21 protein-coding genes and 1 tRNA gene are annotated in these 26,888 nt (G+C 62.0%); 9 read left to right on the forward strand and 13 right to left on the reverse strand.

What is annotated here, in order from left to right:
- The first annotated feature begins 78 nt into the window (after positions 1 to 78).
- The 3 genes from C3418_RS00300 to C3418_RS00310 are packed head-to-tail and all read left to right on the forward strand — an operon-like array spanning position 79 to position 1,965.
- Positions 79 to 1,002, forward strand: a complete 924-nt coding sequence (locus C3418_RS00300; RefSeq protein WP_103857756.1) for an AraC family transcriptional regulator — start codon at positions 79 to 81, stop codon at positions 1,000 to 1,002.
- Between the two features lies 1 nt (position 1,003).
- A complete protein-coding gene (locus tag C3418_RS00305; RefSeq protein ID WP_039039627.1) occupies positions 1,004 to 1,525 on the forward strand; it encodes a lipocalin family protein in 522 nt (173 codons plus the stop codon).
- Positions 1,522 to 1,965, forward strand: coding sequence for an N-acetyltransferase (locus C3418_RS00310; RefSeq protein ID WP_103857757.1), 444 nt, complete (start codon positions 1,522 to 1,524; stop codon positions 1,963 to 1,965). The genes C3418_RS00305 and C3418_RS00310 overlap by 4 nt, the downstream gene beginning before the upstream one ends.
- 128 nt (positions 1,966 to 2,093) lie before the next feature.
- On the opposite strand, the gene C3418_RS00315 is transcribed toward C3418_RS00310, so the two are convergent.
- Positions 2,094 to 3,983 carry a methyl-accepting chemotaxis protein gene (locus C3418_RS00315; protein ID WP_103857758.1) on the reverse strand — a complete coding sequence of 630 codons (1,890 nt, stop codon included), beginning with the start codon at positions 3,981 to 3,983 and terminating at the stop codon, positions 2,094 to 2,096.
- Positions 3,984 to 4,393: 410 nt separating this feature from the next.
- Between C3418_RS00315 and C3418_RS00320 the strand changes: the two genes are divergently transcribed.
- Positions 4,394 to 4,912: a class IV adenylate cyclase gene (locus C3418_RS00320; RefSeq protein WP_042864778.1), complete on the forward strand. Its 519-nt coding sequence runs from the start codon at positions 4,394 to 4,396 to the stop codon at positions 4,910 to 4,912.
- Between the two features lie 56 nt (positions 4,913 to 4,968).
- Here C3418_RS00320 and C3418_RS00325 read toward each other — a convergent pair whose 3' ends face one another.
- Both C3418_RS00325 and C3418_RS00330 read right to left on the reverse strand, forming a co-directional pair.
- A complete protein-coding gene (locus C3418_RS00325; RefSeq protein WP_103857759.1) occupies positions 4,969 to 6,339 on the reverse strand; it encodes a phosphatidylserine decarboxylase family protein in 1,371 nt (456 codons plus the stop codon).
- A 209-nt stretch (positions 6,340 to 6,548) separates the two neighbouring features.
- A tRNA-Trp gene (locus C3418_RS00330) sits at positions 6,549 to 6,625 on the reverse strand.
- A 202-nt stretch (positions 6,626 to 6,827) separates the two neighbouring features.
- On the opposite strand from C3418_RS00330, the gene C3418_RS00335 reads away from it, so the two are divergent.
- The 4 genes from C3418_RS00335 to C3418_RS00350 all read left to right on the forward strand — a co-directional run bounded on the left by C3418_RS00335 (position 6,828) and on the right by C3418_RS00350 (position 9,756).
- Positions 6,828 to 7,370 carry a hypothetical protein gene (locus C3418_RS00335; protein ID WP_042015644.1) on the forward strand — a complete coding sequence of 181 codons (543 nt, stop codon included), beginning with the start codon at positions 6,828 to 6,830 and terminating at the stop codon, positions 7,368 to 7,370.
- A gap of 274 nt (positions 7,371 to 7,644) precedes the next feature.
- Positions 7,645 to 8,565 (forward strand): aspartate carbamoyltransferase, encoded by a 921-nt coding sequence (gene pyrB / locus C3418_RS00340; protein ID WP_010676005.1) that lies wholly within the window; start codon positions 7,645 to 7,647, stop codon positions 8,563 to 8,565.
- Between the two features lie 16 nt (positions 8,566 to 8,581).
- Positions 8,582 to 9,046, forward strand: a complete 465-nt coding sequence (gene pyrI / locus C3418_RS00345; RefSeq protein ID WP_010676006.1) for an aspartate carbamoyltransferase regulatory subunit — start codon at positions 8,582 to 8,584, stop codon at positions 9,044 to 9,046.
- 218 nt (positions 9,047 to 9,264) lie between these two features.
- Positions 9,265 to 9,756 carry an arginine repressor gene (locus C3418_RS00350; RefSeq protein ID WP_039039633.1) on the forward strand — a complete coding sequence of 164 codons (492 nt, stop codon included), beginning with the start codon at positions 9,265 to 9,267 and terminating at the stop codon, positions 9,754 to 9,756.
- Between the two features lie 154 nt (positions 9,757 to 9,910).
- On the opposite strand, the gene C3418_RS00355 is transcribed toward C3418_RS00350, so the two are convergent.
- The 4 genes from C3418_RS00355 to arcA all read right to left on the reverse strand — a co-directional run bounded on the left by C3418_RS00355 (position 9,911) and on the right by arcA (position 14,731).
- On the reverse strand, positions 9,911 to 11,317 hold the full coding sequence (locus C3418_RS00355; RefSeq protein ID WP_041214260.1) for a YfcC family protein: 1,407 nt from the start codon (positions 11,315 to 11,317) through the stop codon (positions 9,911 to 9,913).
- Between the two features lie 121 nt (positions 11,318 to 11,438).
- On the reverse strand, positions 11,439 to 12,443 hold the full coding sequence (gene argF, locus C3418_RS00360; protein ID WP_103857760.1) for an ornithine carbamoyltransferase: 1,005 nt from the start codon (positions 12,441 to 12,443) through the stop codon (positions 11,439 to 11,441).
- Positions 12,444 to 12,521: 78 nt separating this feature from the next.
- Entirely contained in the window at positions 12,522 to 13,448 is a 927-nt protein-coding gene (gene arcC / locus C3418_RS00365) for a carbamate kinase (RefSeq protein ID WP_039039634.1), read from the reverse strand.
- 62 nt (positions 13,449 to 13,510) lie between these two features.
- Positions 13,511 to 14,731: an arginine deiminase gene (arcA, locus tag C3418_RS00370; RefSeq protein ID WP_010676011.1), complete on the reverse strand. Its 1,221-nt coding sequence runs from the start codon at positions 14,729 to 14,731 to the stop codon at positions 13,511 to 13,513.
- Between the two features lie 746 nt (positions 14,732 to 15,477).
- On the opposite strand from arcA, the gene C3418_RS24290 reads away from it, so the two are divergent.
- Positions 15,478 to 15,654, forward strand: coding sequence for a hypothetical protein (locus C3418_RS24290; RefSeq protein ID WP_134997205.1), 177 nt, complete (start codon positions 15,478 to 15,480; stop codon positions 15,652 to 15,654).
- 743 nt (positions 15,655 to 16,397) lie between these two features.
- Here C3418_RS24290 and C3418_RS00375 read toward each other — a convergent pair.
- The 6 genes from C3418_RS00375 to C3418_RS00400 form a co-directional block, all read right to left on the reverse strand.
- Complete coding sequence (locus tag C3418_RS00375) at positions 16,398 to 18,131, reverse strand: methyl-accepting chemotaxis protein (protein WP_010676013.1); 1,734 nt, start codon at positions 18,129 to 18,131, stop codon at positions 16,398 to 16,400.
- A gap of 57 nt (positions 18,132 to 18,188) precedes the next feature.
- Positions 18,189 to 19,199, reverse strand: a complete 1,011-nt coding sequence (gene mglC / locus C3418_RS00380; protein WP_010676014.1) for a galactose/methyl galactoside ABC transporter permease MglC — start codon at positions 19,197 to 19,199, stop codon at positions 18,189 to 18,191.
- A 15-nt stretch (positions 19,200 to 19,214) separates the two neighbouring features.
- Complete coding sequence (gene mglA, locus C3418_RS00385) at positions 19,215 to 20,735, reverse strand: galactose/methyl galactoside ABC transporter ATP-binding protein MglA (RefSeq protein WP_010676015.1); 1,521 nt, start codon at positions 20,733 to 20,735, stop codon at positions 19,215 to 19,217.
- 53 nt (positions 20,736 to 20,788) lie between these two features.
- Positions 20,789 to 21,775 (reverse strand): galactose/glucose ABC transporter substrate-binding protein MglB, encoded by a 987-nt coding sequence (gene mglB, locus C3418_RS00390; RefSeq protein WP_010676016.1) that lies wholly within the window; start codon positions 21,773 to 21,775, stop codon positions 20,789 to 20,791.
- Positions 21,776 to 21,994: 219 nt separating this feature from the next.
- The gene (locus C3418_RS00395; protein ID WP_103857761.1) at positions 21,995 to 25,069 is read right to left on the reverse strand and encodes a beta-galactosidase; all 3,075 of its coding nucleotides are present in this window, start codon (positions 25,067 to 25,069) and stop codon (positions 21,995 to 21,997) included.
- Positions 25,070 to 25,732: 663 nt separating this feature from the next.
- Complete coding sequence (locus tag C3418_RS00400; RefSeq protein WP_010676018.1) at positions 25,733 to 26,737, reverse strand: substrate-binding domain-containing protein; 1,005 nt, start codon at positions 26,735 to 26,737, stop codon at positions 25,733 to 25,735.
- Positions 26,738 to 26,888 lie beyond the last annotated feature (151 nt).

Here is a 26,888-nt window from a genome sequence, read left to right on the forward strand (position 1 = left end):
GCATTTTTCTCTTATAACCCCCTACCATCAAGGGAGCTTTCTGCCTATTTCTTGCCTATTTCTACTGAGCCTGGATAAATGAGTACAAATCTGCCCATCGCGGCGACCCACCAGTCCGCCCTCGCCAGCCGACTCGCCGCCCTGGCACCCCACCCGGGGATCACCGCCGCCCCCGTGCCCGGCGTGCACCTCATCTACACCACGGAGCATCACGACCGCATCCCGGTGCTCTACCGCCCGCGCATGATCATCATCCTGCAGGGGCACAAGGTGGGCTATCTCTCGGACTTCACCTTCCGCTACGACCCCGAGCACTACCTGATGATGACCCTGCCGCTGCCCTGCGAGTGCGAGTGCTTCGCCTCCCCCGAATCCCCTCTGGTGGGGCTCTCGGTGGAGATCGACGTGGCGGCGCTGCAGGCCCTGCTGCTGGAGATGGGGGACGCGGCCCCCGCCCCGGCGGAGCCGGGTCGCGGCGTCGTCTCCGTGCCCCTCTCCGAGACCATGCTCTGCGCGGTGGAGCGCCTCATCGACGTGATGGACAAACCGCTCCACGCCCGGGTGCTGGGGCCCCAGATAGTGCGCGAGATCCTGTTCCACGCCCTGCACGAAGGGGGTGCCCCCGCCCTGCTGGCCATGGCCAGCCGTCACAGCCAGGTGAGCCAGATAGCCCGGGTGCTGCGTATCATGGAGCAGCGCTTTACCGAGAACCTGACGGTGGAGGAGCTGGCCCGGGAGGCGAACATGAGCGTCTCGGCCTTCCACCACCACTTCAAGGCGGCCACCGCCACCTCGCCCCTGCAGTACATCAAGACCCTGCGCCTGCACCGGGCGCGGCTGATGATGCTGCACGACGGCCTCAAGGCCGGGGTGGCGGCGGACAAGGTAGGCTACGAGAGCGGCTCCCAGTTCAGCCGCGAATACAAACGCTTCTTTGGCAACACCCCGAGCGAACACGCGGCACGCTTCCGCTCGGGACAACTGCGTATCGTGGAGGGATGACATGCGCACACTGATCCTGCTCGTTCTGACCCTGCTGGCCACCGCCTGCACCGGCATTCCACCGGGACACCAGGTGGTCAAGCCCTTCCAGCTCGACCGCTACCTGGGCACCTGGTACGAGGTGGCCCGCCTCGATCACGGTTTCGAGCGCGGCCTGAACCGGGTCACCGCCACCTACAGCCTGCGGGATGACGGCGGTGTCAGGGTGATCAACCGGGGGCAGGACGAACAGGGGGAATGGCGCGAGGCCGAGGGGCGCGCCTACTTCGTGGGCGACAGCGACGAGGGGCGCCTCAAGGTGAGCTTCTTCGGCCCCTTCTACGGCAGCTACAACGTACTGGCGACGGACTATGACCTCTCCCTGGTGAGCAGTTACAACCTCCAGTACCTCTGGATCCTCTCCCGCACGCCCCATCCCCCCAAAGAGAAGGTAGAGGCCCTGGTCGAGCGGGCCCGGGGGCTCGGCTTTGCCACCGACCGGCTGATCTGGGTCAGCCAGGATCCGGCGGGGAACGCCCCATGAGGATCTTCCAGGCCACCCCCGGGGACATTCCCCGGGTCACCCCCCTGTTCGTGCAATACCGGGCGTTCTACCGGCTGCCTGCCCGGCCCGAGGCCGCCGAAGCCTTCCTGCTGGAGCGCTGCACCGCCGGGGAGTCGGTGCTCTTCGTGGCCCAGAGCGAGACGGGAGAAGTGCTGGGATTTGCCCACCTCTATCCCCTGTTCTGCTCCCTCGCCCTGAAGCCCATCTGGCTGCTGTACGATCTGTTCGTGGCGCCAGCGGCCCGCCAGCAGGGGGTGGCCCAGGCGCTGCTGGCGCGGGCCGATCGCCACGGCCAGGAGACGGGCGCCGCCTTCCTGATGCTGAGCACCGCCACCGACAACCGACAGGCTCAGGCCCTCTACGAAGGGCACGGCTACCAGCGGGACAACGAGTTCTACAGCTACATCAAGCCCCTCTGAGCCTCTGCCTGCACCCGTTGCAGGGCCAGGACCCGGTATTATTCAGCGGGTGCATGGTGAGATAATATCCATACACATGATGAATAAAGGCGACCCCGGGGTCGCCTTTGTCACATCCGGGTCGCAGCCTAGAGCCGGAAGCGCCCGATCTCCTGCTCCAGCCGCTCGGTGAGAGACTTGAGCTGGGCCGCCTGGGCGGCCTCTTCGCCGGCCTGGGCCGCCAGCGCCTGGGAGACGTGGCGGATATTCTCGGTATTGCGGCTGATCTCGCCGGTCACCGAGGTCTGCTCCTCGGCCGCCGCCGCGATCTGGGTCGCCATGTCGCTGATGGCGCCGATGGCCTCGTTGATCCTGCCCAGGCTGAGATTCGCCGCTTCGGCGTCCTCCACGCTGGTGCCCGCCAGCTGGCGGCTGGTCTCCATGCCGCCCACCGCCTTGCGGGTGGTCTGCTGCAGCGCCTCGATCATCTGCTGGATCTCGGCGGTGGAGTCGTGGGTGCGGCGCGACAGCACCCGCACCTCGTCCGCCACCACGGCAAAGCCGCGCCCCTGCTCCCCGGCCCGGGCCGCCTCGATGGCGGCGTTCAGAGCCAACAGGTTGGTCTGCTCGGCGATGCCGCTGATGGTGGCCAGAATGCCGCTGATCTGCTGGGCGTGGCCATCCAGCTCGTGGATGGTCTGGCTGGCGTCGGAGACCTCCCCCGCCAGCCCCGTGATGCTGCGCTGGCTCTGGCCGACCTGGGACTGGCCGGCCACCGCGAGGCGCACCGCATCGCCGGCGGTGTTGGCGGCAAATTCGGCGTTGCCGGCGATCTCCTGGGTGGCGGAGGCCATCTCGGTCACCGCGGTCGCCACCATGACGATCTCGTCCTGCTGCTGGCGCACTCGCTGGCTGCGGGCCTCGGCCCCCGCCGCCTGGGTGCGGGACTGGACCGCCAACTCGACGGTGACGTCCCGCAACCGGCTGACAATGCCGTGCAGTCGCGCCACGAACTGGTTGAAGTTCTGGGCCAGCTGCCCCACCTCATCCTGGCTGCGGGTGGCGATCTGCACCGTGAGATCCCCCTCCCCGTGGGCGATGTCGGCAAGCGCCCTGGAGACCCGTCCCAGATCCGCGAACAGGTAGTTGAACATGGCGATGAGCAGGGCACCGAACACCAGCAGCAGCACCAGGGTCAGCCCCACCAGTTGCCACAGCAGGGAGGCGAGCGGCGCCTCCAGCACCTCCTTGTACATCACCATGGCGAGCAGCCAGTCGGTGCCGGGCACGCCCTGCACCGAGAGCAGCACCTCGCGCCCGTTCAGGTTGGCGCCGTGCAGTTCGCCGTCGCGGCTCCACGCATCCAGCGCCGCCCCGGTGAGACCGGGATCCAGCTCCGCCACCTGCTTGAGCGCCAGCTCCTTGTTCGGGTGGCCGACGATGAGGCCGGTGCGGTCGAGCAGCATGGCGTAGCCCTCTCCCTGCACCTTCATGGCCAGCACCTCGTCGATGAGGGCGTCGAGGGAGAGATCCGCCCCGGCCACCCCGATCACCCGGCCCTGGTGGCTCACCGGCTCGGCCAGGGTCACCACCATCTGCTGCATGGTCACGCTGACATAGGGCGGCGTGACGATGAGCTTGCCCGCCTTGTCGGCGTTCTGGTACCAGGGGCGGGCCCTGGGGTCATAGTTGGCGGTGTTGAGGGCGGGATCGTGGCGGGTCATCTCCCCCTGCGCCGAACCAAAATAGGTGAGGCCGAAACCGCCGGAGGTGCGGGTCTGCAACAGGTGGGGCACCAGGGCCGTGTCGGGGTCGCGCGCAATGACAGCGGCCAGGGCGTCGACCGCGTGCTTGCGATCCTCAAGCCAGTTGCCGATGGCCACCGAGTGGGCGTGGCCGTAGTTGACCGCCTCGCTCTGGATGGCGTCAAGGGTGCGGGATTTGAGGGTGTGGAAGGCGACAATACCGAGCAGGGCTGCCATCAGCAGCACTACCCCCAGGCTGGCCGCGAGCAGCTTGCCGCGCAACGAGAGAGTCATGACAACGAATCCTTGTGGTAGCCGGGGGCCGGGAATACCCCCATCTTGGTAGTTCTATCGGCACAATGATGAACGGTCTTTAGTGAATCCTGATATTTTTTCATCTATCAACAACAGAACGCACTACCAGCAACAGACTGTTCACTATTCCATGCTGACACCCGCAGGCACCACAAGGCCGCCCGAAGGCGGCCATGAGGTCATATCGCGGATGACGGGCAGGCACCGGCAGAGCAGGTCAGCACCCGCTGACCTGTCTCTTGAGGGCGGTTTCAGGCGTCTGAAAGAGGGTTGGCGGGCAGGGTTGAGCATCCATCAGGAACCGAACTGGTGCTCCCCCTGTTGCCCCCCTCTCGGCAACGTGGGCTGTGCTAGATTGGGTATCCCGTTTTCAAGGAGAACCCGCTGCCATGCCACGAAATATCGAGATCAAAGCCCGCATAGCCGGGGTCGATGACCTTATCCCCAGAGCCGCGGCCATCGCCGACAAGGGCCCCGTCGACATCGCCCAGGACGATACCTTCTTTCGCTGTGAATCGGGCCGCTTCAAATTGCGGACGCTCTCCCCGTCGGCAGGCCAGCTCATCTTCTACCGCAGGCCTGATCAACAGGGTCCGAAGGAGAGCTACTACCACATCACGCCAACGAACGAGCCGGACAAGCTGCGGGAAACGCTCACCCTGGCTTGCGGCCAGATTGGCAGAGTGCGAAAACAGCGGACCCTGTTTCTGGTGGGCAGAACCCGGATCCATCTCGACCGGGTTGAAGGGCTGGGTCACTTCCTCGAACTGGAAGTGGTGCTGGAAGATGACGAGCCGCGCGAGGTGGGGATGCAGGAAGCTCACGACATCATGGCGCGTCTCGGTATCGAGCCCTCCCGGTTGATCGAAGGCGCCTATCTGGATCTCCTGCTGCAACGACAACCCTGAGGAATTCACAACAACAAGACCGCCCGAAGGCGGCCTTTTACTGTCCGGCGGCTGGGTTATTTGACCCGCGCCAGCGCCGTGTTGATCCTCAGGTTGGTCGCCTCCAGCCCCGGCTGCTGGCCGTAGAAGTCGAACGCCAGCTCGACCCCGGGGCGAAACAGCAGGCAGTGGGTGGAGCCGCCGAAGTGGAACATGCCGAGCTGCTCCCCCTTCGCGATCCGCTGCCCCGGCTGCACCGTCACCTCGCAGCTCGACACCTCCGCCATGCCCACCGGCACCACGCACATCAGGCCGATTTTGGGGTTGTCCGCCTCGATGAAGATGAGTGCCCGGGTCGCCACCGCGGTGAGGAAGGGCTGGGACTGGTTCGGGGCGCTGGGGTCGGGCCCCGCCGGGCTGTCGAAACCCTGGTGGCGGTTGGCCAGGTAGTAGCTGCCGTTGACCACCTTGACCGAGCGCACCGTGCCGCTCACCGGGCTGTGCCAGCGGTGATAGCTGAGGGCGCTGAGGAAGGCCTGATAGAGGGTGCCCCCCTCGAACGCGGCGGCGCGCGGGTCGAAGTCCAGCAAGTTGTCCAGGGAATAGGGCTGCCCCTTGAGCCAGAAGGCGTCCTGCCGCCTTACCCCGGTCACCACCTGCAGCGGGGCCGACTCGCAGGCGTTGGCGATCACGCTGTCATCGTCCGGGGCCGTCACCGGCCGCACGCCGGGGCAGAAGCGGCGGGTGAAGAAGTCGTCCCAGCTGGCGAAGCCCTCGTATTCCTCTCCCGGCACGGTGTGGAAGATCCCCTCGAAGCGCTCTGGGGTGGGGTTGTCGCCGGCCCCGAGCGCCCCCTGCGCCACCTTGACCATCTCCCGTTTCGCCACCTCCCCGAGCCAGGGGACGATCAGGGTCTGGCGATCCAGGGGGCTCACCGACTCCGTCAGCACATAACGGGACGCGGAACTTTGCAGGAAGTCGGCCCAGTAACCGAGGATCTTGCGCAGTTGCTGGTTCACCAGCGCATTGGCAAAGAAGTCGTACCCGGCGGCCGTCGCCATGGGCCAGTTGAGCAGGGCATTGATGGGGAATCCGATCAGCCCGGCGGGCTCCTGGGTCTGCACATCCTGATAGGCTTCCGGGGCCGTGGTCATGATGCCGTTGAGCAGCTGCAGGAACTCATCGAAGCTGCGCACCTGGACCTGACCGAGCGGCGTGCTGTGCTCGTGCTGCCACGCCTCGTCAAACATCCCCTGGGCCTGCTGATGCAGGAGAGGATCCTGCTCCACCAGCGCCTTCAGTCCGGCGATCGGGGCCACCAGCGGGCGAGGCTGGCGGGTGACCGCCTGACGCAGCCGCTGTACCCAGCGCGCCACATGGGCCTGATCCCGGGGGACCCAGCCACCGGCATGGGCATGGGGGTGACGCGTATCCACTGCCTTGTTCATCGCTCTCTCCTTGTTGAAGCGCCTTGGGCCCGCCGGATGCGATGCGCCTGAGGGCGCCATCTGGCAGGAAGCAAGGTGTAGCACAGGGGAAAAGCGGCCTCCATTGACAGAAATGGCAGCGGCGAAGCGGGGAAAAAGAGGCTAACGGAGGCGGTGGCAAACGCCGCAAATGCGAAAGGCCAGCTCAATGAGCTGGCCTTTCTGAAAAATGGCAGGGGCGGCAGGACTCGAACCCGCAACCATCGGTTTTGGAGACCGCTGTTCTACCAATTGGAACTACGCCCCTGCAACAAACGAGGCGTAGTATACAAAGCGGAGGTCAAAGGTAAAGGCTTTTTTTCTTACTTTCGATGCGATCGAACAAATGACGAGCAGATCCCCGCAATTCCAACAAGGAGCGGGGGTAAGCTGCTGTATTTGCAGCCCCGACGGGGTAGGAATGGGACACAAATGGGGGTAGGGTGAAACCAGGCTCAGGGAGGCTGCCCATGCTCAATTACCGACTGCTGCAACAGCTTGCGCCTCTCAACTTCCGGGATGAGCGCAAGACGGAGACCCTGGCCGACTATCTGGACAGAGTCTCTCCCCTGGTGCCCTCCATTCCCTCCAATGTGCTCGCCCAGTGGATTTACCGTCATTGGCGCGGTTTTGAATCCAACTGGAGCTTTATCGATCTCGCCAGCCATCAGTTCGAGTGCGAGCACTGGCCCACCGCGCAGATTATCGAGCAGATAGACTCCCGCCACATGGAGGTGATCGATCGCTGGGGCGAGATGCTGCGCAGCAACCGCTACGTGCGCCGATCCTGGCTCGGCGATGACATGCTGCACCGGGGCACCTGGTCCGAGCCTGTCATCGTCCTCGCCACCGCCCCGGGAACCTGCTACCCGGACGGTCACCCCCTGCCCCATCCCTACTGCCTGCTGGAGGGGCACCACAGGCTCGGCTACCTGCGCAGCATGGCCGCCGATGGCGCCCCCTTGCAGGCGCAGCACGCACTCTGGATATGTCGACCCGTTCGCGACACTTAAACGTTTTTCCGGCCAAATCCTGCCTATGAAATAAATTTTTGACAATTCAAAAACCAGCCCTATAATCGGTGCGGTTTTGAAAAAGGTCGGGACAGGACAATGCCGTTTTTGATGAAAAAAGCAGCCTTGCAGACGGGTGGAGCGCACCAGAGCGGCCCCGTTGTTTCCGGTTCCCGTCCCACAGATCCCCCGTTTTTTTTGAAAAGAGCCCCTGTTTCAGGGGCTTTTTTTTGTGCCGGAAAAACCTTCATTGATGCCAAAGGGAATGCAGACGATGACCAATCCACTCTATAACAAACACGTCATCTCCATCTCGGATCTGACCCGGTCCGACATGGAACTGGTGGTCGCCACCGCACAGCGGTTGAAGGCCGAACCCGACAGCCGCCTGCTGAAAGACAAGCTGGTCGCCAGTTGCTTCTTCGAAGCCTCCACCCGCACCCGTCTCTCCTTCGAGACCGCAGTCCAGCGCCTGGGCGGCAACATCATCGGCTTCGCCGACGGCGGCAACACCAGCGCCAAGAAGGGCGAGACTCTGGCCGACTCCATCAAGATCATCAGCTCCTACACCGATGCGGTGGTGATGCGCCACCCGAAGGAAGGGGCAGCCCGTCTGGCCTCCGAGTTCTCCCGGGTGCCGGTCATCAACGGCGGTGACGGCTCCAACCAGCATCCCACCCAGACCCTGCTCGACCTCTTCTCCATCCACGAGACCCAAGGCAAGCTGGACGGCCTCAACGTCGCCTTCGTCGGTGACCTGAAGTACGGCCGCACCGTCCACTCCCTGGCCCAGGCCCTGAGCCTGTTCAACTGCCGCTTCTTCTTCATCTCCCCGGAGGCGCTGGCCATGCCGGACTACCTCTGCGAGGAGCTGGAAGAGAAGGGCATCCGCTTCAGCGTGCACGAGACCATGGAAGAGGTGATGCCGGAGCTCGACATCCTCTACATGACCCGCGTCCAGAAGGAGCGCTTCGACGAGACCGAGTACAAGCACATGGCCGCCAAGTTCGTGCTGGAGCTGGCGACCCTGGAAGGGGCCAAGCCCACCATGAAGATCCTCCATCCCCTGCCCCGGGTTGACGAGATCGAGGTCGCCGTCGACAAGACCCCCCACGCCTACTACTTCCAGCAGGCGGAGAACGGGGTCTATGCCCGCCAGGCACTGCTGGCACTGGTACTGAACGAAACCGTCTAAGGGAAAGGGGAACATCATGTCCGAGAAGAACCAACTGCAAGTCGAAGCCATCCGTCACGGCTCCGTCATCGACCACGTCCCCGCCGGCCAGGGCATCAAGATCCTCAAGCTGTTCCAGCTGATCGAGACCCAGGAGCGGATCACCGTCGGCTTCAACCTCAAATCCGGCGCCCTCGGCAAGAAGGATCTCATCAAGATCGAGAACACCCGTCTGACCGAGCAGCAGGCCAACCAGCTCGCCCTGTTCGCCCCCAAGGCGACCGTCAACATCATCGAAGACTTCGTGGTGGTGAAGAAGCACCAACTGGCGCTGCCGGAGTTCATCGAAGGGGTCTTCCACTGCCCCAACTCCAACTGCATCTCCCACAACGAACCGGTGGAGAGCTACTTCCGGGTGCGCGAGGTGAAAGGGGCGGTGCGGATGAAGTGCAAATACTGCGAGAAGTCCTTCACCCAGGACATCGTCAGCGAACGCTACTGATTTCCTGCCGACAAAGGATATCCATGTGGGCCCCATCGGGCCCATTTTTGAACCCTGTCACATCACTTATTCCCCCTTTGGTTATAATTTGCCATCCCGTAATGGATATACCTCGCTCATCCCCTGCTTGAGTGCTCCTCATTAGTGTTTTTCGCTATGAAAAGCCGGAACGACAGACTGGGCGAGACCGCCATCGCTCATCGCCAAAGGAAGTCGCCATGGTCAACACCCTCAGCCGCCCAGCAGAACCAGAGTCCGATCTGGCCCAGCTCGACGCCTGCCGCCAGATCATCGGCCAGCACTGCTACAGCACCCAGGAGGAGATCCGCCGCGAGCTCTCCGCCCGCGGTTTTGCGGACATCAGCCAGTCCACCATCTCCCGCCTGCTGCGCCGTCTCGGGGTCGCCAAGGCCCAGAACGCCAACGGCAAGAAGGTCTACACCCTGGTGGACGAGCAGCTGGAGCCCGCCGGCAGCACCCGCTCCATCCACGACATGGTGCGCGCCGTGGTCCACAACCAGCAGATGGTGCTGGTGCATACCACCCCGGGGGCCGCTACCGTGGTGGCTCGCCTGCTGGATCGCAACGCCAATCCCGAGATCCTGGGGGCCGTGGCCGGCAACGACGTGGTACTGATCGCCCCGCGCCACATCAGCCGCACCCGCCAGGCTCACGCCGCCGTGGTGCGCACCCTGGAAAACGCCCGCTGACCCCTGCTGGATGCCAGAAGGCGACCCCGGGGTCGCCTTTTTGTTGCCCGCGCGGCAAGGAGCCAGGCCACGTGAGAGGCCGGGCGCCCCGCCTTGCCAACCATAAAAAACGGGAGCCCCAGGCTCCCGTTGTTGTCCCTATGTCTGTCGGCATTCATGCCAGCACGGCGCCCAGGCTCAGGCAGAGCACGATCAGCACGGTCAGCATGCCGAGCAGCGGGGCCACCCACTTCAGCCAGCGCACATAGGGCACCTTGGCAATGGCCAGCCCCCCCATGACCACGGCGGAGGTCGGGGTCACCAGGTTCACTAGGCCGGAAGCGGACTGGTAAGCGGTCACCACCAGCTCGCGACCCACGTTGGCGAAGTCGGCGAGCGGCGCCATGATCGGCATGGTCAGCACCGCCAGACCGGAGGAGGACGGCACCAGGAAGGAGAGCACCACCTCCAGCACGAACATCACGTTGATGAACACCACTGTGGAGAGGCCGGTCACTATCCCTTCCGCGCTGTGCAAAATGGTGTGGGTGATCATGCCGTTGTCCATCACCACCACGATACCGCGGGCGATACCGATAATGAGGGCCACGCCGAGCAGATCGCGGGCACCGTCGATGAAGTTGGAGGTCAGCTCCTCCTCGCTCATGCGGGAGATGACGCCGACGATGATGGCGGCAGCCAGGAAGACGCCGGAGATCTGCGCCATCCACCAGCCCAGCACGGCCACCCCGTAGATCATCACGGCAAAGGCGGCGACGAAGATACCCAGCACGATCTTGCGGGTGGTGGTGAACTCCAGCATCTGGTCGCTCTTGTTGCCGAGGAAGTGGGCACGGTTCTCTTCCCACTTGTCGGCCACCAGGGACTTGCTGGGATCGCTTCGCACCATCTTGGCGTAACGCATCACATAGGCCACGCAGATCAGCCAGCCGGCCACCAGCATGGCGACCCGCAACCAGATGCCGTCGGTGAAGGAGATGCCGGCCGCGTTGGCGGCGATCACGGTGGCGAACGGGTTGATGGTGGAGCCCAGGGTACCGATACCGGCCCCCAGCAGCACGGTCGCGGCAGCGACCACGGGGTCGAAGCGGGCCGCCATCATCACCGGCACCAGCAGGGTGTAGAACGGCAGAGACTCTTCCGCCATGCCGTAGATGGTGCCCCCTGCGGCGAACAGCGCCATCAGGATGGGGATCATCCACTCTTCACGGCCACGCAGGCGATCGGTGACGCGCTCGATACCCGCATCGATGGCACCTGTCTTGGTCACGATGCCAAGGAAGCCACCGATGATCAGGATGAAGAGGGAGACGTCGATGGCGCCAGCCTCATAGGTGTCGTGGTTGTAGAGACCGTCGATGGGTGCCAGCAGCACGTCGACGATCCCCTGGGGATTGGCATCCACCAGTTTGTAGGTACCGGCCACCGGCACTTCCTTGCCGAGGGCCTCGTTCATGGTCATCTCGTATTTGCCGGCCGGCACTATCCAGCTCAGGGCGGCCACCAGGGCGATCAGCACAAACAGTATCGTGTAGGCTGACGGGAACTTGAATTTGGTCATGGTCCAGCTTCCTTCTGTGGGTGTGGTATCCATGCAGGCTGCGGGTCGTAGGGTTGGAGGTATTATGCCGCTGTCACATGGTTGAAAAGCCGGGGGTCACCCCCCGGCACCACTGACGACGTCAGTCGCCCAGCGTAGCCACCATCACTGCCTTGATGGTGTGCATCCGGTTTTCCGCCTCGTCGAACACGATGCTGTGCTCGGATTCGAACACGTCCTCGGTCACTTCCAGGCCCTTCATGCCATATTTGTCGGCCACTTCCTTGCCCATGGTGGTCTCGTCGTTGTGGAACGCCGGCAGGCAGTGCATGAACTTCACATCCGGGTTCTTGGTCGCGTTGATGACGTCCATGTTGACCTGATACGGGGTCATCAGCTTCACCCGTTGATCCCAGGCTTCCTTCGCTTCACCCATGGAGACCCAGACGTCGGTGTAGAGGAAGTCGGCACCCAGCACACCCTCTTTCACGTCTTCGGTCAGGTGGATGCGCGCACCGGTCTCTTCGGCGATGAGGCGGCAGGTGGCAACCAGATCCTCTTCCGGCCAGAAGGCTTTCGGCGCCACCAGGCGGATGTCCATGCCCATCTTGGCGGCACCCACCATCAGGGAGTTGCCCATGTTGTTGCGGGCGTCACCCAGGTAGGCGAACTTGATCTGATCCAGACGTTTGCCCTTGCCGTGCTCCAGCATGGTCATGAAGTCCGCCAGGATCTGGGTCGGGTGGAATTCGTTGGTCAGGCCGTTCCAGACCGGCACACCGGCGTGGGCCCCCAGCTCTTCGACGATCTCCTGGCCGTAGCCGCGGTATTCGATGCCGTCATACATGCGGCCCAGCACCCGGGCGGTGTCCTTCATGGACTCCTTGTGACCAATTTGGGAACCGCTCGGGCCGAGGTAGGAGACCTGGGCGCCCTGGTCGAAGGCCGCCACTTCGAAGGCACAGCGGGTACGGGTGGAAGTCTTCTCGAAGATCAGGGCAATGTTTTTGCCGGTCAGGTGTTTGCGCTCATAACCACCGTATTTGGCTTTCTTCAGGTCGATGGCCAGATCGATCATGTGTTGGATTTCGCGCGGGGTGAAGTCCAGCAGTTTCAGGAAGTTACGGTTACGCAGATTAAAAGCCATGATGAGTTCTCTCTATATTTGTTCAGACCAATTTGGCAGTGTCATTGACTACGCAGTTGTTCAGACCAGAGCCTTGGCTCAGGCATTGACTGTATTGGTGGCGACGATGTTGGTACCGGCTTCCCCCTTGAGGATGGCGAGGCCATCTTCCAGGGAGCCGATGCCGACCATGCCGCCGGTCGCCTTGACGAATTCACAGGAGGCTTCGACCTTGGGCCCCATGGAGCCGGCATCGAACTTGACGCCAGCCAGCTCGTCCGGGCTGGTGACCCGCAACGGACGCTGGGTCGGCTTGCCCCAATCCAGATACACTGCATCGGCGTCGGTCAGGATCAGCAGGGCGTCGGCCTTGATCTGCTTGGCCAGGTAGGCGGCTGACATGTCCTTGTCGATGACGGCCTCGATGCCGGTCAGGCTCTGGCCATCCCAGGTCACCGGGATGCCACCACCACCGGTACAGATGATGAGGTGACCCTGGGCGATCAGGGTTTCGATGGCGTCGCCTTCGACGATGCGCTGGGGCAGCGGGGACGGCACCACGCGGCGGAAGAACTTGCCGTCGGCCTTGACCACCCAGTGCTTCTCGGCAGCCAGGGTGCGGGCTTCCGCCTCTTCGTAGACGGGACCGATGAACTTGGTCGGGTTGGCAAACGCCGGATCCTGGGGATCGACCTGCACCTGGGTCAGCAGCGCGGTGACGTTGCGGCTCGGCATCAGGTTCTTCAACTCCTGGATCAGCATGTAACCGATCATGCCCTGGGACTCGGCACCCAGCACATCCAGGGGATAGGGGGAGACCTTGGTGTAGGCGCTGTTCTGCAGGGCCAGCAGGCCGACTTGCGGGCCGTTGCCGTGCACCAGCACCACGTTGTAATCCTCGGCGATGCGGGCGATGGTCTTGGCGGCGGTGGCGATGTTCTTGCGCTGGATGTCGGCTTCCAGAGGTTCACCTCGGCGGAGCAGGGCATTGCCCCCCAGGGCGACGACGACAGTTGGTTTTTTCATGGGTGTTACTCTCGAATTCGGGTGTGTGTGGCGCCAGCCTCTGCCGGCGCCACGCCGTCTTGTCAGATGCCGTCACGTTCCATCGGGCAGCTCATGCAGCGGGCGCCGCCGCGGCCACGTCCCAGCTCTTCACCCGGGATGGGCAGCACAGTGATGCCGGCCTTGTCGTACTTCTCGTTGGTGTAGGTGTTGCGCTCGTAACCCACCACCACGCCGGGGCGCACGGTCAGCACGTTGTTGGCGTCGTTCCACTGCTCCCGCTCGGCCTCGAAGCTGTCGCCGCCCGTGGTGATGAGCCTGAGCTGATCCACGCCCAGGGCCTTCTCGATGGCGGTCACGAAGTAACCCTCTTCCTTGATGTTCATCCCGGTGGCACCGCCCGGGGTCAGGCTCCAGCAGTTCACATCCTTGCGGATGACTTCCGGATAGACGGAGAAGGTGTCGACATCCATGTGGGTCATGACGGTGTCGAGGTGCATGCAGCTACGGTGTTTCGGCAGCTCCATGGCGATGACCTGCTTGGCCTGACCGTGCTTGAACAGGCTGCGGGCCAGATGCTCCACCCCTTGCGGCGTGGTGCGCTCGGACATGCCGATGAGCACGGCGCCACGGCCGATGACCAGGACGTCGCCCCCTTCGATGGTGGAGTTGTCGTAGTCGCGCTCCTCGTCACCGAAGTACTTGATGAACTCCTGACCGGCAAACTGCGGGTGCCAGCGGTAGATGGCCTTCACGTGGTTGGTCTCGCGACGACGGGCGGCCTTGGCCATGGGGTTGATGGAGACGCCGCCATAGACCCAGCAGGAGGTGTCGCGGGTGAAGAGGTGGTTGGGCAGCGGTTCGATAATGAAATCGGTCGGGGCATGCATGCCGACCACCATGTTGACGCCGCTGTAGGGCATCTCGGAGTAGGTGAGGCCGCCGGAGAGGATGCGGGCCAGCTCGCGGTGAGGCATGTCCGCCAGGAAGCAGCGCACGTCGTTGGCCAGGGCAGTGCCGAGGCGATAGTCGGAGACCTGGTGTTGCAGCAGCCAGGCTTTGGCTTCCGGCACGTCCAGGGTTTCCGCCAGCAGATTGGTCAGGAGGAAGACTTCGACATTCTGATCGCGCAGTACCTGAGCGAATTTGTCGTGCTCCTGACCGGCACGTTCCACGGACAGGACGTCGTCAAACAGCAGATCCTGGCAGTTGGAAGGGGTCAGACGCTTCAGACTGAGGTTGGGGCGGTGCAACATGACACGGCGCAACTGGCCAACTTCAGAACCCACATAAAATTTGCTCATGATGATATTCCGTCTAGCAGTGGTCCCTGCGAGTGATTGAATAGATTCCTTCTATTCAGGCTCGTGGCTAAGGCGGGATATTCTTTATGTAGGGTACTCGGCTTGTGTTCTATCCTACCCTTGCCTTTCGACGCAGAGATTAGGTCTGGCAACTCCACCAAACTTGGACATTGATCACATTCACCCGAGACTGCATAAATTCAGAAGTTAATTTATGATGGAGTTTACATATCTGACATTTCCCTCACCCTCCATCCGGCATAAATACGCAATAAAGCCCCAATATATTCCACAAAGAGCGCAATTTCATTCATCTATGGTATCCACAAATGGATAGCCACCAATAAAAAACATCAAATAAATCAATGCATTAAAATCAAAACGCTCATTTTTTGAATAAAGTTCACCCACCTTTGAATTTATCCTCGCTTATCATCCCGTTTGCTCTCACATAAATAATCACCTGCTCCTTTATCGCTGAATAATCCATCTCTTGTCCCAGATCATGGCGGCCCAACCGGGCCAGATGGCGAGCCTCATCGCCAAGCCGTGTGCACTATCTCTTTTATATGGATATGCATTTTGCACGCATCCTGATGGCGCCTTTTTCATCGACCGGTGTGCAACCGGGATTCAAAGTTTTTTCATTAGTTGAATTTTTTCAGTCACCTTGCGCCGATTTCGGGTTCGCCTTAACTCAAAAAGTGATGCTTGTCACATTCGTTCCCGTCACCAAGGAGATAACCATGAAGATCCCGTCGCTGTTTCTGCTCGTCGCCCTGGTCCTGCCCATGACACCGGCCTTGGTGCATGCCCAGGGAGCCCCCGCCATGCCGCTGGTGGTCTGTCACGTTGACCAGGCACCCCAGATGCTGGTACCCGCCTACCTATGCCAATGGCACGGTGGCAGCCAGCATCCCTGACCCTCTCGCCCAAGGGGAGGCGAGCTCCTCTTGGGTCATCCCCGCTTTCCCTCCTTTATCTCCTGAATGGGATCCAGACCACGCCACCAGCATCATGCCCATTGCCCTCCTCCACCCTCATCTGCGATCGACACTGACCGGCCTCCCCGGATTCTGAACCGCAGTTAAACGCCTTGTGAGATATTCGCTATCGACTGCGTAAGCAAAGCACCAATAAAATTCTCGCTATAGTCGGAAGATGCGCGTGAAAAAACAGCATGATAGATCATTAAGGTCATGATTTTAAAAAAGATAACTTCATTATCCTTTCGCGGGAAACCAGTTTGAAAAAAACGTTTTTCAGCATGTCATTGTCGCCCTGCGCGAAATCCTTATAGTTACTCCTGCACGGACGCAATGAAGTCGGTCAGGAAGACTGGCTGCCAGGGTTGGGCAAATGGACTCACCACAGGATGTGGTAAAGGACACCTCCCAGGACGGAGAAAGTGCGACGGGAACGGATGACTCGTCAGGCCATGATGGCTAAAGGACACCCCAAAGGATTGGGAAGGGGAAACCTAAAGGAAGAGGTATAGTCAGGGATTGCAGGGAGCAACTTCGTTCAAGGATATGAGCGATAAGACTATCGGGGGCGACGCAAGTCGCCCCCATCTTTTTTGGGTTTTTTTTCACGTCTGCCCGCTGATGGGTTACCCCGGCCACGGCGTTGCTGGCCAGGATGCCCCGGATTCACCCAGCCGGCGCTATTCCAGCCGGAAGTGTCCCACTATCTCCCGCAGCCTGTCATAGGTGCGCTGCATGGCATTCGAGCTGTCCACGGTGCGCTCGCCATTCCCCTTGAGCTGGGTGATCACCTCGGCGATGGCACTCATGTTGCGATTGATCTCCTCGGCGACGGCACTCTGCTCCTCCGCGGCCGTGGCGATATGGCTGATGAGATCGTTGATCTCCACCACTTCTCCCGCCATCAGATCCAGCGACGCATTCACCTTGCTGGTGTTTTCCGCCGCATCCTGGCAGCTCTGCCGGGTATTGCCCATGGCTGCCACCACGGTCTGGGTGCCCCGTTGCAGCCGGGTCAGCATGGTCTGGATCTCGGCAGTGCTCTTCTGGGTGCGTCCCGCCAGAGAGCGCACTTCGTCCGCCACCACCGCAAACCCCCGCCCCTGCTCCCCGGCCCGGGCCGCCTCGATGGCGGCGTTGAGGGCCAGCAGGTTGGTCTGCTCTGCGATGCCACCGATGACCCCGAGAATCGAGCCTATCTGCTGCACATCCTGCTGCATGGCTTCGATGGAGTGTGCCGTCGTCTCCACCTCCGTCACCAGCGCAGTGACGCTGGCCATGGCCTGATCCACCACCTGACGCGACTGGTTGGCCAGTTGCTGGCTCTGGCCGGTCAGCTGGGCAGTATTGGCCGCGCTCTCCGATACCGAGACGGCAGTACGGCTCATCTCGTTGATGGCGGTGACCACCTGTTCGGTCTCCCGCACATGCTCCGCCAGCAGGCCCTGGGCCGACCCCGTCTGCCTCGCCAATGCCGATATCCCTTCATTGAGCTGGCCGCTCGCTTGTCTCACCTCCCCCATCATGCCCTGCAACTGCTCGATGAAACGGTTGATGCCCGCCGAGATCTGGCCGAGATCATCCTTGCTGGTCACCGTGAGCCGGCGGGTCAGATCCCCATTGCCCTGGGAGAGCTCCTGCACCAGGTCGCGCAGGGAGAGGATGGGTCTATAGGCCAGATTGAGGGCCACCATGGAGAGGGCCAGTACCAGCGCCGCCACCCCGAGCAGGGCCAGGGTGATCTTGCCGTTGAGCGCCTGGGTCATGGCCCGGATATAGTCGAGATCCACATAACCGGTCAGGGTCCACTCGCTGCCGCGAATATCCAGCTTGTTGGGGCGGCTCTCGCTCTCTCCCTGGGGCTTGCTGCTGTAGAGCACCTGTCCCTGACTGTCGGTGAGGGAGAAGTAACGCCCTTCCCCGCTTACCTTGGTCAGCAGCGTCTTGAACTCGCTCATGTCGAGGTAGTAGAGGTAGGCGGAGTCGGCACCGCGCGGCACCAGGATGGAGATGACGGGTTTGCCGTCCAGCTGCTCCAGCGGGCTGACGGTGATCTGGTTGTTGGCGGCGGGGATCAGCTTGCGCAGGGCGTCAACCCTGGCCTTGTCGTCGATGACCCCGTTCGCGTCGAATGCCATGTCGCCAATGAGCTTGACGATGTTGTGAAAGCCGGTCTCCTGCAGCGCCTTCTTGACGCTGGTCACCCCGAGGTTGAGGTTGGCGGCCAGCAGCACCTTCTGGTTGATGTCACCCGCCAGCTTCTCCCTGACCAGGGTGATCTGCTCGTTGATGTTCTGGGTGGCCTGGGTGCGGATGTAGCCGCTGATGAAGTGGTTGACGCTGAACCAGGCGGTACCGATGGTGACCAGAATGGCGAGCAGCAACAGCACGTTGATTTTGACTTTGAATGCCATGGTATGGGTCCCTCCAAAGAGAAAGGGCCGGAATGACCCGGCCCTCCCTGCCAATGCTTACTTCTTCTTGGCGTACTTCATGGAGTCCAGGGCTACCGCCAGGATGATGATGCCGCCCTTGATGATGAACTGCCAGTAAGGGCTGACACCGATGTAGGTCAAACCATAGTTGATCAGCGTGAAGATAAGTACGCCGGTGATCACACCCGCGACAGTTCCCACACCGCCGGCAAACGAAACGCCCCCCACCACGCAGGCCGCGATGGCATCCAGCTCGTACATGAAGCCGAGGTTGTTGGTGGCACTGCCGATCCGCCCCGCTTCCAGCATGCCGCCGAAGGCGTAGAAGACACCGGCCAGGGCATAGATGACCACCAGGTTGACGGCGACGTTGACGCCGGACACCTTGGCCGCTTCCGGGTTGCCACCGATGGCGAAGATGTTCTTGCCAAAGCGGGTCTTGTTCCACAGCACCCAGACGAAGACGCTGGCGATGGCCGCATAGAAGGTCAGGTACGAGAGTTTGAACCCGCCAATCCGGATGAAGCCCTGCGCAAAGTTGGAGAAGCGAGGATCAAACCCGGCTACCGGAGAAGCCCCCACGGAGTCGAAATAGAGGGAGTTGATGCCGTAGACGATGATCATGGTGCCCAGGGTGGTGATGAAGGGCGTCACGTTCAGGTAGGCGACAATCAGGCCGTTGACCAGACCAATCAGGGCCCCCACCACGCACACCAGCAGGATCACCGCCGGAATGGGCACCTCCCCCAGGGTGGGGAAGACCTTGTTGACGTTGGTCAGGGCCTGCAGCATGGTGGCCGCGATCAGCGCCGCCAGGCCGACCTGACGACCGGCGGACAGGTCAGTACCCTGGGTGATGATGATGCCCGCCACCCCGAGGGCGATGATGACCCGTACCGAGGACTGGGTCAGGATGTTGCTGAGGTTGGTGAGGCTGAGGAAGGAGGGCTCCTTGATCACGATGATCATGAGCAACACCAGCAACACCACATAGATGCCGTTCTCTTTGAGCGCCTGCATCAGATTGAAATTTTTAGCCGACTCCATAATGTCTTCCTGTCTTTATAGGTACAGAGATGCCAGGCGCAGGATCTCGCTCTGGTCAGTTTCTTTGGTGTTGACGATCCCCGCGACCCGGCCATTGCTCATGACCATGATGCGGTCCGTGATGCCGAGCAGTTCCGGCATTTCGGAGGAGATGATGACGATGCCCTTGTCCTTCTTCGCCAGCTCCAGGATGAGCTGGTAGATCTCGAACTTGGCGCCGACGTCGATACCCCGGGTCGGTTCATCCAGCATCAGGATCTCGGGCTGGGTCAGCAGCCAGCGACCGATGATCACCTTCTGCTGGTTGCCACCGGAGAGGGAGCCGATCTGGGTCTGCTGGGTCGGTGTCTTGACCCGCATGGAGTCGATGACCCACTGGGTATCGCTCTTCATCTTGTTGTCGCTGAGCAGCCCCATGGATCCCTTGTAGTTGTCCATGTTGGCGATCAGGGAGTTGAAGGCGATGTCGAGGCGTGAATAGATCCCGGTAGAGCGGCGCTCCTCGGTCACCAGGGCGAAGCCGTTCTGGATCGCCTCGTGGGCGTTGTGGTTCGCCACCTCTTTACCGTGCAGCTTGATGGTCCCTTCGCTGCGATCGCGGATGCCGAACAGGGTCTCCACGATGTCGGTGCGCTTGGCCCCCACCAGACCGGCGATGCCGAGGATCTCCCCCTTGTGCAGGTTGAAGGTCACGTCCTTGATGGAAGGCTGGTTCTTGGCCGTCAGGTGCTCGACCTCGAGGATCACCTCTTTGGGCTGGTTGGTTTTTTCCGGGAAGCGCTGGGTGAGCTCGCGGCCGACCATCATGCCGATGATCTGATCCATGGTCATGCCCTTGAGGGGCTGGGTCGCCACCCACTGGCCATCCCGCAATATGGTGATCTCGTCACAGAGCTGGAAGATCTCTTCCATCTTGTGGGAGATGTAGACGATGCCGCACCCCTTCTCCTTGAGCTTGTTGATGATCTTGAAGAGGTGGTTGACCTCTTTCTCGGTCAGGGAGGAGGTGGGTTCGTCCATGATGACGATCTTGGCGTCATAGGAGAATGCCTTGGCAATCTCGATCATCTGCATCTGGGAAACCGACAGGGTGCCGACCTTGACCCTGGGGTCGATGTCGATGTCCAGCTCCTCGAAGATATGCTTGGTGTCCTGATACATCTTGCCGTGGTCGACAAACAGTCCCTTGGTGGGATAGCGGCCGAGCCACATGTTGTCCATCACGGTGCGTTGCAGTACCAGGTTCAGCTCCTGGTGCACCATGGAAACGCCATTCTCCAGCGCCTCTTTGGACGAGGTGAAGTTGATCTCCTGTCCCTTGAAGAAGATCTTGCCCTGATCCTTCTCGTAGATGCCGAACAGGCACTTGAGCAGCGTGGACTTCCCTGCGCCATTCTCGCCCATCAACGCATGCACAGAATGAGGACGGACCCGTAAATTGACATTATCGAGTGCCTTGACGCCAGGAAAGCTCTTACTGACGTCAATCATCTCCAACAGCCATTCTGATTGTTGCCGTGTTGTCATATCAGCCATCACATCTGGTTGAAAAGAGGGCAAGGGGATCTCCCTTGCCCTGAGGGGAGGAATTACTCGAATTGGGACAGGTTGTCTTTGTCTACACCCACGTAGGCAACGCGGACGACCTTGTTGTCGATCTTCCAGTTGGTGCCTTCACCGGCCGGCTTGCCCTCGGCCAGGTTCTTGGTCAGCTCGAAGGTGGCCTTGGCCTGGTTGGCCGCATCGTTCAGCACGGTACCGGCCATGGCACCGCTCTTGACCATGGCCAGGGCTTCCGGCAGGGCGTCAACACCGAACACCGGGATGGCGGTCTTGCCCTGGGCCTTCAGGGACTCCACGGCGCCCATCGCCATGCCGTCGTTGTTGGCGATGACTACTTCGATCTTGTTGGCGTTCGGACCGGAGATCCAGGCGTCCATCTTGTCCTTGGCCATGGCGGTATCCCACATACCGGTATCCATGTGCAGCTGCTCGGTCTTGATGCCGCCATCGTTCAGAGTCTTGACGACGTAGGTGGTGCGGGCTTCTGCATCCGGGTGGCCAGGCTCCCCTTTCAGCAGCACGAACTGGATGACGCCATCTTTGTTCAGATCCCACTCGGGGTGCGCTTTCCAGTGCTTGGCGATCAGCTGGCCCTGGATGATTCCGGACTCCTTGGAGTCGGTGCCAACGTAGTAGGCCTTGTCATAGCTGGCCAGGTCGGCCGCGCTCGGTTCCTTGTTGTAGAAGACCACGGGGATCTCGTCCGCACGGGCTTTCTCAATCACGACAGGGGCCGCCGCCGGGTCAACCAGGTTGATGGCCAGGGCCTTCACGCCCTTGGCCAGCAGCACGTCGATCTGGTCGTTCTGCTTGGACTGGTCGTTCTGGGAGTCGTTCATCAGCAGTTCCACACCCGGGGTGGCCGCCGCTTCTTTCTCGATGGCCTTGCGCACCACGGCCATGAAGTTGTCGTCGTACTTGTAGACGGTGACCCCGATACGGGTATCGGCCTGGGCTTGGGCTCCCGCCATCAGTCCCATCAGCAAGGTGGCAACTGTCGTGAGTTTTTTCATTGTTATGCTCCGATCTCTATCTGTTTTTTGTAGGGAATGCTGTACACCGTTTGAGCTGGCGCCAGCCTAATGTAATCAGTTTGTTGTGAGGCGGTCTGTGATCCTGGCAACAAAATGAAAACGTTTACACTCTGTTACATAGCCGTAATATTGTTAAAAATTAAATAGTTACGTGAGAAACCGCCTTTGGGTCTCGCCATCTCGCGACGGCGGGTCCGGCTAGCTCAGACGGCAGTGCCACTGATAACAACCCGGCAACAGCCAGAACTCGGGCCGCACGCTCTGGCTCCAGGAGTCATCGCCTCCCACCCCCATGTGGAAGCCATCGAGGCACAGGTGCGTGCCCCCCAGAGCCACCAGATCGGTCTGGTGACGGGCTTCGGTCAGCTGCTGCTGACTGTAGCGGCTGACACTGAAGTGGAAGCGCCCCTCCACCACCAGATCCCCCAGTTGCAGTGCGCGGGTATCGCAGCGCAGCCCGTTGTCGGTGGGGAAGACATAAGGGGTGTGCAACGCATCGATGGGCAATTGCCAGCGACCGAGATCGGCGGCGAGCCGGCGATCCGGGTAATTCTCGTGGGGGCCAAGCCCCAGCCAGCTCACCGGGGCACCTTCGGCCGGTTCATCGGCCAGCCAGAGCCGGGCACCGATGCGCGGCAGGGAGGGCATATCGGCGGCCACCTCCACCTCGATGGCGAGGTGCATGGCGCCCTCCCCGTCCACCCTGTGATGCCAGCGGGTCAGGATCTTCGGTTCGTCACCCACGAAGTAGCCGTGGTGCGCCGTGATGAGACCCAGCTCCGGACTCGCCTCCAGGCCGAGACAGCGGTGCTGCAGATCATTGAGTCCGGCCTCCTGCCAGCGGGCAATCCAGGCGTTGGGATCGGCGTGATCCGCCTCGCTGGTGCCGATATCGTTGTCGAGCGGCGCCCGATAGAAGTGATCGGCGATGGCGTCGCGCAGCCGCTCGCGGCCCTGCTTCTGCCAGCTGACGATGCGACCACTGGCCTTGTCGAGCTGCCACAGGGAATCTGCGGCGCCAAGCACCCAGTGATCGCGCTGCTCGGTCAGGCTGACCGCCGGGCAGGCCGACGGCAGCGCCAGGGGCGCGGGCAACAGGCATTGCTGGCGAGCCACCTCGTGACCCGCTCCGGCCCAGGCCGTGGCGATGGGCTGCACGATGGCGAGATCCAGCCAGGCGAGCGCCCCCGGCGCAAAGGCCAGCAGTTGCTCCAGCAGGGTCAGCGTCACGCTCCCCCGGGGGGCCAGCTCGAGCGGGCATTCACCCTGGCTCACCACCACGCCGTCTTCACACAGACGCCACTGCAGGCGTTCGTTGTCCGTCTCGCGGAACAGGTATTCGCTGCGGATCTCCACCGTCAGCGGCTGGCGACCCTGCAGGGTCAGAACAAAGGGCTGCTGGGCACGCCGGGCTTCAAACAGGGAAGGATGGGGGGTGCGATCGGGGAACAGCAGGCCGTTGCAGCAGAACTGGCGATCGTTGGGAGTGTCGCCGAAATCGCCACCATAGGCCCAGAAATGGCGGCCATCGTCGGTCTGCTTGTCCAGCCCCTGATCGACCCAATCCCAGACAAACCCACCCTGCAGCCGCGGATGATCGCGAAATGCCTGCCAGTAATGGGCATAGCCCCCCAGGCTGTTGCCCATGGCGTGGGCGTATTCGCACAGGATCAGCGGCCGGGTCTCTTCCGGCAGGCCGATCCACTTGGCCAGCGCCCACTTGGGCACCGCCGGGAAAGGTTGATCCTGGTGGGTACGGGCATACATGGGGCAGATGATGTCGGTGGCCGGGGTGTCGGCCCCGCCCCCTTCGTACTGCACCGGGCGGCTGGGATCCGCCCCCTTCACCCAGCGATACATGGCGTCGTGGGCCGGACCATAACCGGATTCGTTCCCCAGGGACCAGATGATGATGCAGGGGTGGTTGAAGTCCCGGGCCACCATGCGGGTAACACGCTCCAGGAAGGCGTTGCTCCAGGCGGGATCCCGCGCCAGCCGCCCCATGGGGGTCATGCCGTGGGTCTCCAGGTTCGCCTCGTCCACCACATAGAGGCCGAGCCGGTCGCACAGGCGATAGAGCTCGGGGTGATTGGGATAGTGGGAGCAGCGCACCGCGTTGAAGTTGTGCCGCTTCATCAGCAGCAGATCCTGCTCCATGTCGGCCGGGGTCACCACGTGACCCGTGGTGGGATGGTGTTCATGGCGATTGGCGCCACGAATGAGCAGGGGTTGGCCGTTGACCCGCAGCAGGCCGCCACGGATCTCCACCGCCCGAAAGCCCACGTCATGGGCCTCGCTTTCGAGGACGTTTCCCTGCTCGTCCAGCAGGGTCAGGGTCAGGCGATAGAGGTACGGGGTCTCGGCGCTCCACTTGTGTGGCGCCGTTACCGTCAGCCACAGCTCGGCGCGATCGTCATACACCCCTTTCTCGTCGATGGCCAGGGTGCCAATCTGCTGGCGCAGGGTCGCAACCCGCTCGTCGCCATCATAGAGGTTGGCCTCCACCGACAGACCGGCTCCGTTGGCCGCCTGCAATTCAACCTTGAGGCGGGCATCCCGGTAGCAGGCGTCGAGCTCGGGCGTCACCCGGATATCCATCAGATGACGGGCCGGTTTGTGCAGCAGGCTGACGGAGCGGAAGATGCCGCTCATGCGCCACATGTCCTGATCTTCCAGATAGGAGCCGTCAGACCAGCGCAGCACCAGGACGGCGAGCCGGTTGGCCCCGGCCTGAAGGAAGGGGGTCAGATCGAATTCCGCCGGCAGCCGGCTGTCTTGGGAGTAACCGACCCAGCGGCCGTTGCAGAAGAGGTGAAACGCGCTGTCCACCCCGTCGAAAATGATCCGGGTCTGCCCCTCGGCCAGCCAGTTCGCAGCAACGGTGAACTCGCGGGAGTAGCAACCGGTGGGGTTCTCGGCAGGCACCCGGGGCGGGTCGCAGGGAAAGGGGTACTTGATGTTGGTGTAGATGGGCACATCCGTGACGGGCCGCGCCCCCGGGTAGGCCGCAGCCAGTTGCCAGTTGCCCGGCACCTTGATGGGGCAGGCATCCGGCAGATCCTCCAGCAGCCACTGCTCCGGCACCCGCTCCGGGGCCTCGAACCAGGAGAACTGCCACTCGCCGTCCAGCAGCAGGCGGGAAGGTGACAACCCCCCCATCCTGGCTTCCCCTTCACTGCGCCAACTGGACAAGGGGGTATGGGCTGGCAACCGGTTCACGGCGGTGATCCCCTGGGTCTGCCAATCCTGACGGGCCACTATCTCCCTGAGCATGCTTCACTTCTCCCTGCATTCACGCTGAAAACCACTGCAGTGTAGGAGAGTTTTGCCCGGTGATCGGCGATCCCGCTCACACAGATGTAAACGATTACACTCATTTTGTTAAGTAAAACGGAGTAAAAATCGAATAAATCCGGGTAAATGACCCCATGGGGGAAAAAGCGGACCTTCGGAAGGGCAAAAGATGCCCGGGAGTGTGAAACCGGGAGGCAATGGCCGAACCAGCTGAGCAAGCCATGGCAAAGACCCGACATCACGCCCCCCCCCCCGCTCCATCAGGTGCTGGAGCGCCTCAACCCGGTTCCGGGCACGCAGCCCGGTCTCTCGAAGGAGTGTGCAGAGGCCACGAGAGCCCCTGCCCGGCGCAGAGAAAAGCCATGGCGAGCGTCTGGCAGGATCTGGCAAGAAGTGAGGCTCGGCAGGCCGGGGGAGAGGGGCTCGTGACAGACGAGCGGGAAGAACTGGCGAGTTCGGCAGGCAGGGAGCGTGAGGGGACGGTTGTCACTCCTCAGACAGTCCTTTATGGTCTGCGCTAGCCATGCTTTCAGCTATCCATGGTCTGAGCTATCTATCGTCTGAGCTATGGGGGCGCTTTATATGCTGCAGTACGGGTTCGCCAGGTGCAGCGCTTGCGCCGACGGGGCGCAAGCGCTGCGATCAGGACCTGACGGGAGCGACCGAATGGCGGTTGATCAGGGTGGGGGTATAGATGCGGCTCTGCACCGATTCGCTCTCCCCTGCGGCGAGTTGCAGCGCCAGCTTGGCCGCCTGGGCCGCCATCAGCTCGATGGGATAGCGCATGGTGGAGAGCTTGGGTCTCAGGTATCTGGCGTAGATGATGTCATCGAAGCCTACCACCGACACCTCTTCCGGCACCTTGAGGCCGTTGTCCGCCAGCACAGAGATGGCTCCTGCCGCCATGGCGTCGTTGTAGGCCACTACCGCCGTGATGGGCAACCCCTTGGCCAGCAGGTTGAGCATGGCGCGCTCGCCCCCCTCTTCATTGGGCATGCCGCTCTCCACCAGCTCGGGATCGGCGAAGACCTCCGCCTCCGCCAGGGCATCCTGATAGCCCTGGTGGCGTAACAGCGCATCCTCGATGGCGTGATCCGAGCTCAGGAAGGCGATATGGCGGTGGCCGAGATCCAGCAGATGACGGGTGGCGGTCGCCGCACCCTGGCGGTTGTTGAGGGCGATGCAGCGCCCCCTCAGACTCGGAATGTCGCGGTTGATCAGCACCATGCCGGGGGCGCGCAGGGCGTAGTCGACCAGCTCCTCGTCGCCGAGCGCCTTGCTGTGCACCACCAGTGCCTCGCAGCGTTTGCCGATGAGCAGCTCGATGGCCTCCCGCTCCTGCTGGGCGCGGTGAAAACCATTACCCATCAACAGGTGCAAGCCCTGCTCCACCGCCACTGCCGCGACCCCTTTGACCAGGGCGCCGAAGAAGGGATCCGCCACGTCGCCCACCACCACTCCCATGGTGTCACAGGTCTGGCTGACCAGGGCCCGCGCGTTGGCGTTGGGGGTATAGCCCAGCTCGGCCATGGCCTTCAGCACCACCTCGCGGGAGGCGGCACTGGCCTTGGGTGAGTTGTTCATCACCCGTGAAACCGTTGCCACTGACACATTCGCCAAACGGGCGACATCCTTGATGGTGCTCATGCTGTTTTCACTTATTTCACGCTGCAACTGGCCGCATTATACCGTTCAATGTCACTGATAACAGGGGGAAAAATCAGAACTTGCCACATTGGTCGATGAAAACAAGTGTAATCGTTTACATATATTTGTTAAGCAGCTCACAGTTTGCCCG

This window comes from Aeromonas sp. ASNIH8 (assembly GCF_002919855.1).
GTDB lineage: Bacteria > Pseudomonadota > Gammaproteobacteria > Enterobacterales > Aeromonadaceae > Aeromonas > Aeromonas caviae.

Excerpts from the sequence above, each read along its gene's own strand:
- C3418_RS00300 (WP_103857756.1), top strand. The coding sequence starts at position 79 with ATGAGTACAAATCTGCCCATCGCGGCGACCCACCAGTCCGCCCTCGCC.
- C3418_RS00305 (WP_039039627.1), top strand. The coding sequence starts at position 1,004 with ATGCGCACACTGATCCTGCTCGTTCTGACCCTGCTGGCCACCGCCTGC.
- C3418_RS00310 (WP_103857757.1), top strand. The coding sequence starts at position 1,522 with ATGAGGATCTTCCAGGCCACCCCCGGGGACATTCCCCGGGTCACCCCC.
- C3418_RS00315 (WP_103857758.1), bottom strand. The coding sequence starts at position 3,983 with ATGACTCTCTCGTTGCGCGGCAAGCTGCTCGCGGCCAGCCTGGGGGTA.
- C3418_RS00320 (WP_042864778.1), top strand. The coding sequence starts at position 4,394 with ATGCCACGAAATATCGAGATCAAAGCCCGCATAGCCGGGGTCGATGAC.
- C3418_RS00325 (WP_103857759.1), bottom strand. The coding sequence starts at position 6,339 with ATGAACAAGGCAGTGGATACGCGTCACCCCCATGCCCATGCCGGTGGC.
- C3418_RS00335 (WP_042015644.1), top strand. The coding sequence starts at position 6,828 with ATGCTCAATTACCGACTGCTGCAACAGCTTGCGCCTCTCAACTTCCGG.
- pyrB (WP_010676005.1), top strand. The coding sequence starts at position 7,645 with ATGACCAATCCACTCTATAACAAACACGTCATCTCCATCTCGGATCTG.
- pyrI (WP_010676006.1), top strand. The coding sequence starts at position 8,582 with ATGTCCGAGAAGAACCAACTGCAAGTCGAAGCCATCCGTCACGGCTCC.
- C3418_RS00350 (WP_039039633.1), top strand. The coding sequence starts at position 9,265 with ATGGTCAACACCCTCAGCCGCCCAGCAGAACCAGAGTCCGATCTGGCC.
- C3418_RS00355 (WP_041214260.1), bottom strand. The coding sequence starts at position 11,317 with ATGACCAAATTCAAGTTCCCGTCAGCCTACACGATACTGTTTGTGCTG.
- argF (WP_103857760.1), bottom strand. The coding sequence starts at position 12,443 with ATGGCTTTTAATCTGCGTAACCGTAACTTCCTGAAACTGCTGGACTTC.
- arcC (WP_039039634.1), bottom strand. The coding sequence starts at position 13,448 with ATGAAAAAACCAACTGTCGTCGTCGCCCTGGGGGGCAATGCCCTGCTC.
- arcA (WP_010676011.1), bottom strand. The coding sequence starts at position 14,731 with ATGAGCAAATTTTATGTGGGTTCTGAAGTTGGCCAGTTGCGCCGTGTC.
- C3418_RS24290 (WP_134997205.1), top strand. The coding sequence starts at position 15,478 with ATGAAGATCCCGTCGCTGTTTCTGCTCGTCGCCCTGGTCCTGCCCATG.
- C3418_RS00375 (WP_010676013.1), bottom strand. The coding sequence starts at position 18,131 with ATGGCATTCAAAGTCAAAATCAACGTGCTGTTGCTGCTCGCCATTCTG.
- mglC (WP_010676014.1), bottom strand. The coding sequence starts at position 19,199 with ATGGAGTCGGCTAAAAATTTCAATCTGATGCAGGCGCTCAAAGAGAAC.
- mglA (WP_010676015.1), bottom strand. The coding sequence starts at position 20,735 with ATGGCTGATATGACAACACGGCAACAATCAGAATGGCTGTTGGAGATG.
- mglB (WP_010676016.1), bottom strand. The coding sequence starts at position 21,775 with ATGAAAAAACTCACGACAGTTGCCACCTTGCTGATGGGACTGATGGCG.
- C3418_RS00395 (WP_103857761.1), bottom strand. The coding sequence starts at position 25,069 with ATGCTCAGGGAGATAGTGGCCCGTCAGGATTGGCAGACCCAGGGGATC.
- C3418_RS00400 (WP_010676018.1), bottom strand. The coding sequence starts at position 26,737 with ATGAGCACCATCAAGGATGTCGCCCGTTTGGCGAATGTGTCAGTGGCA.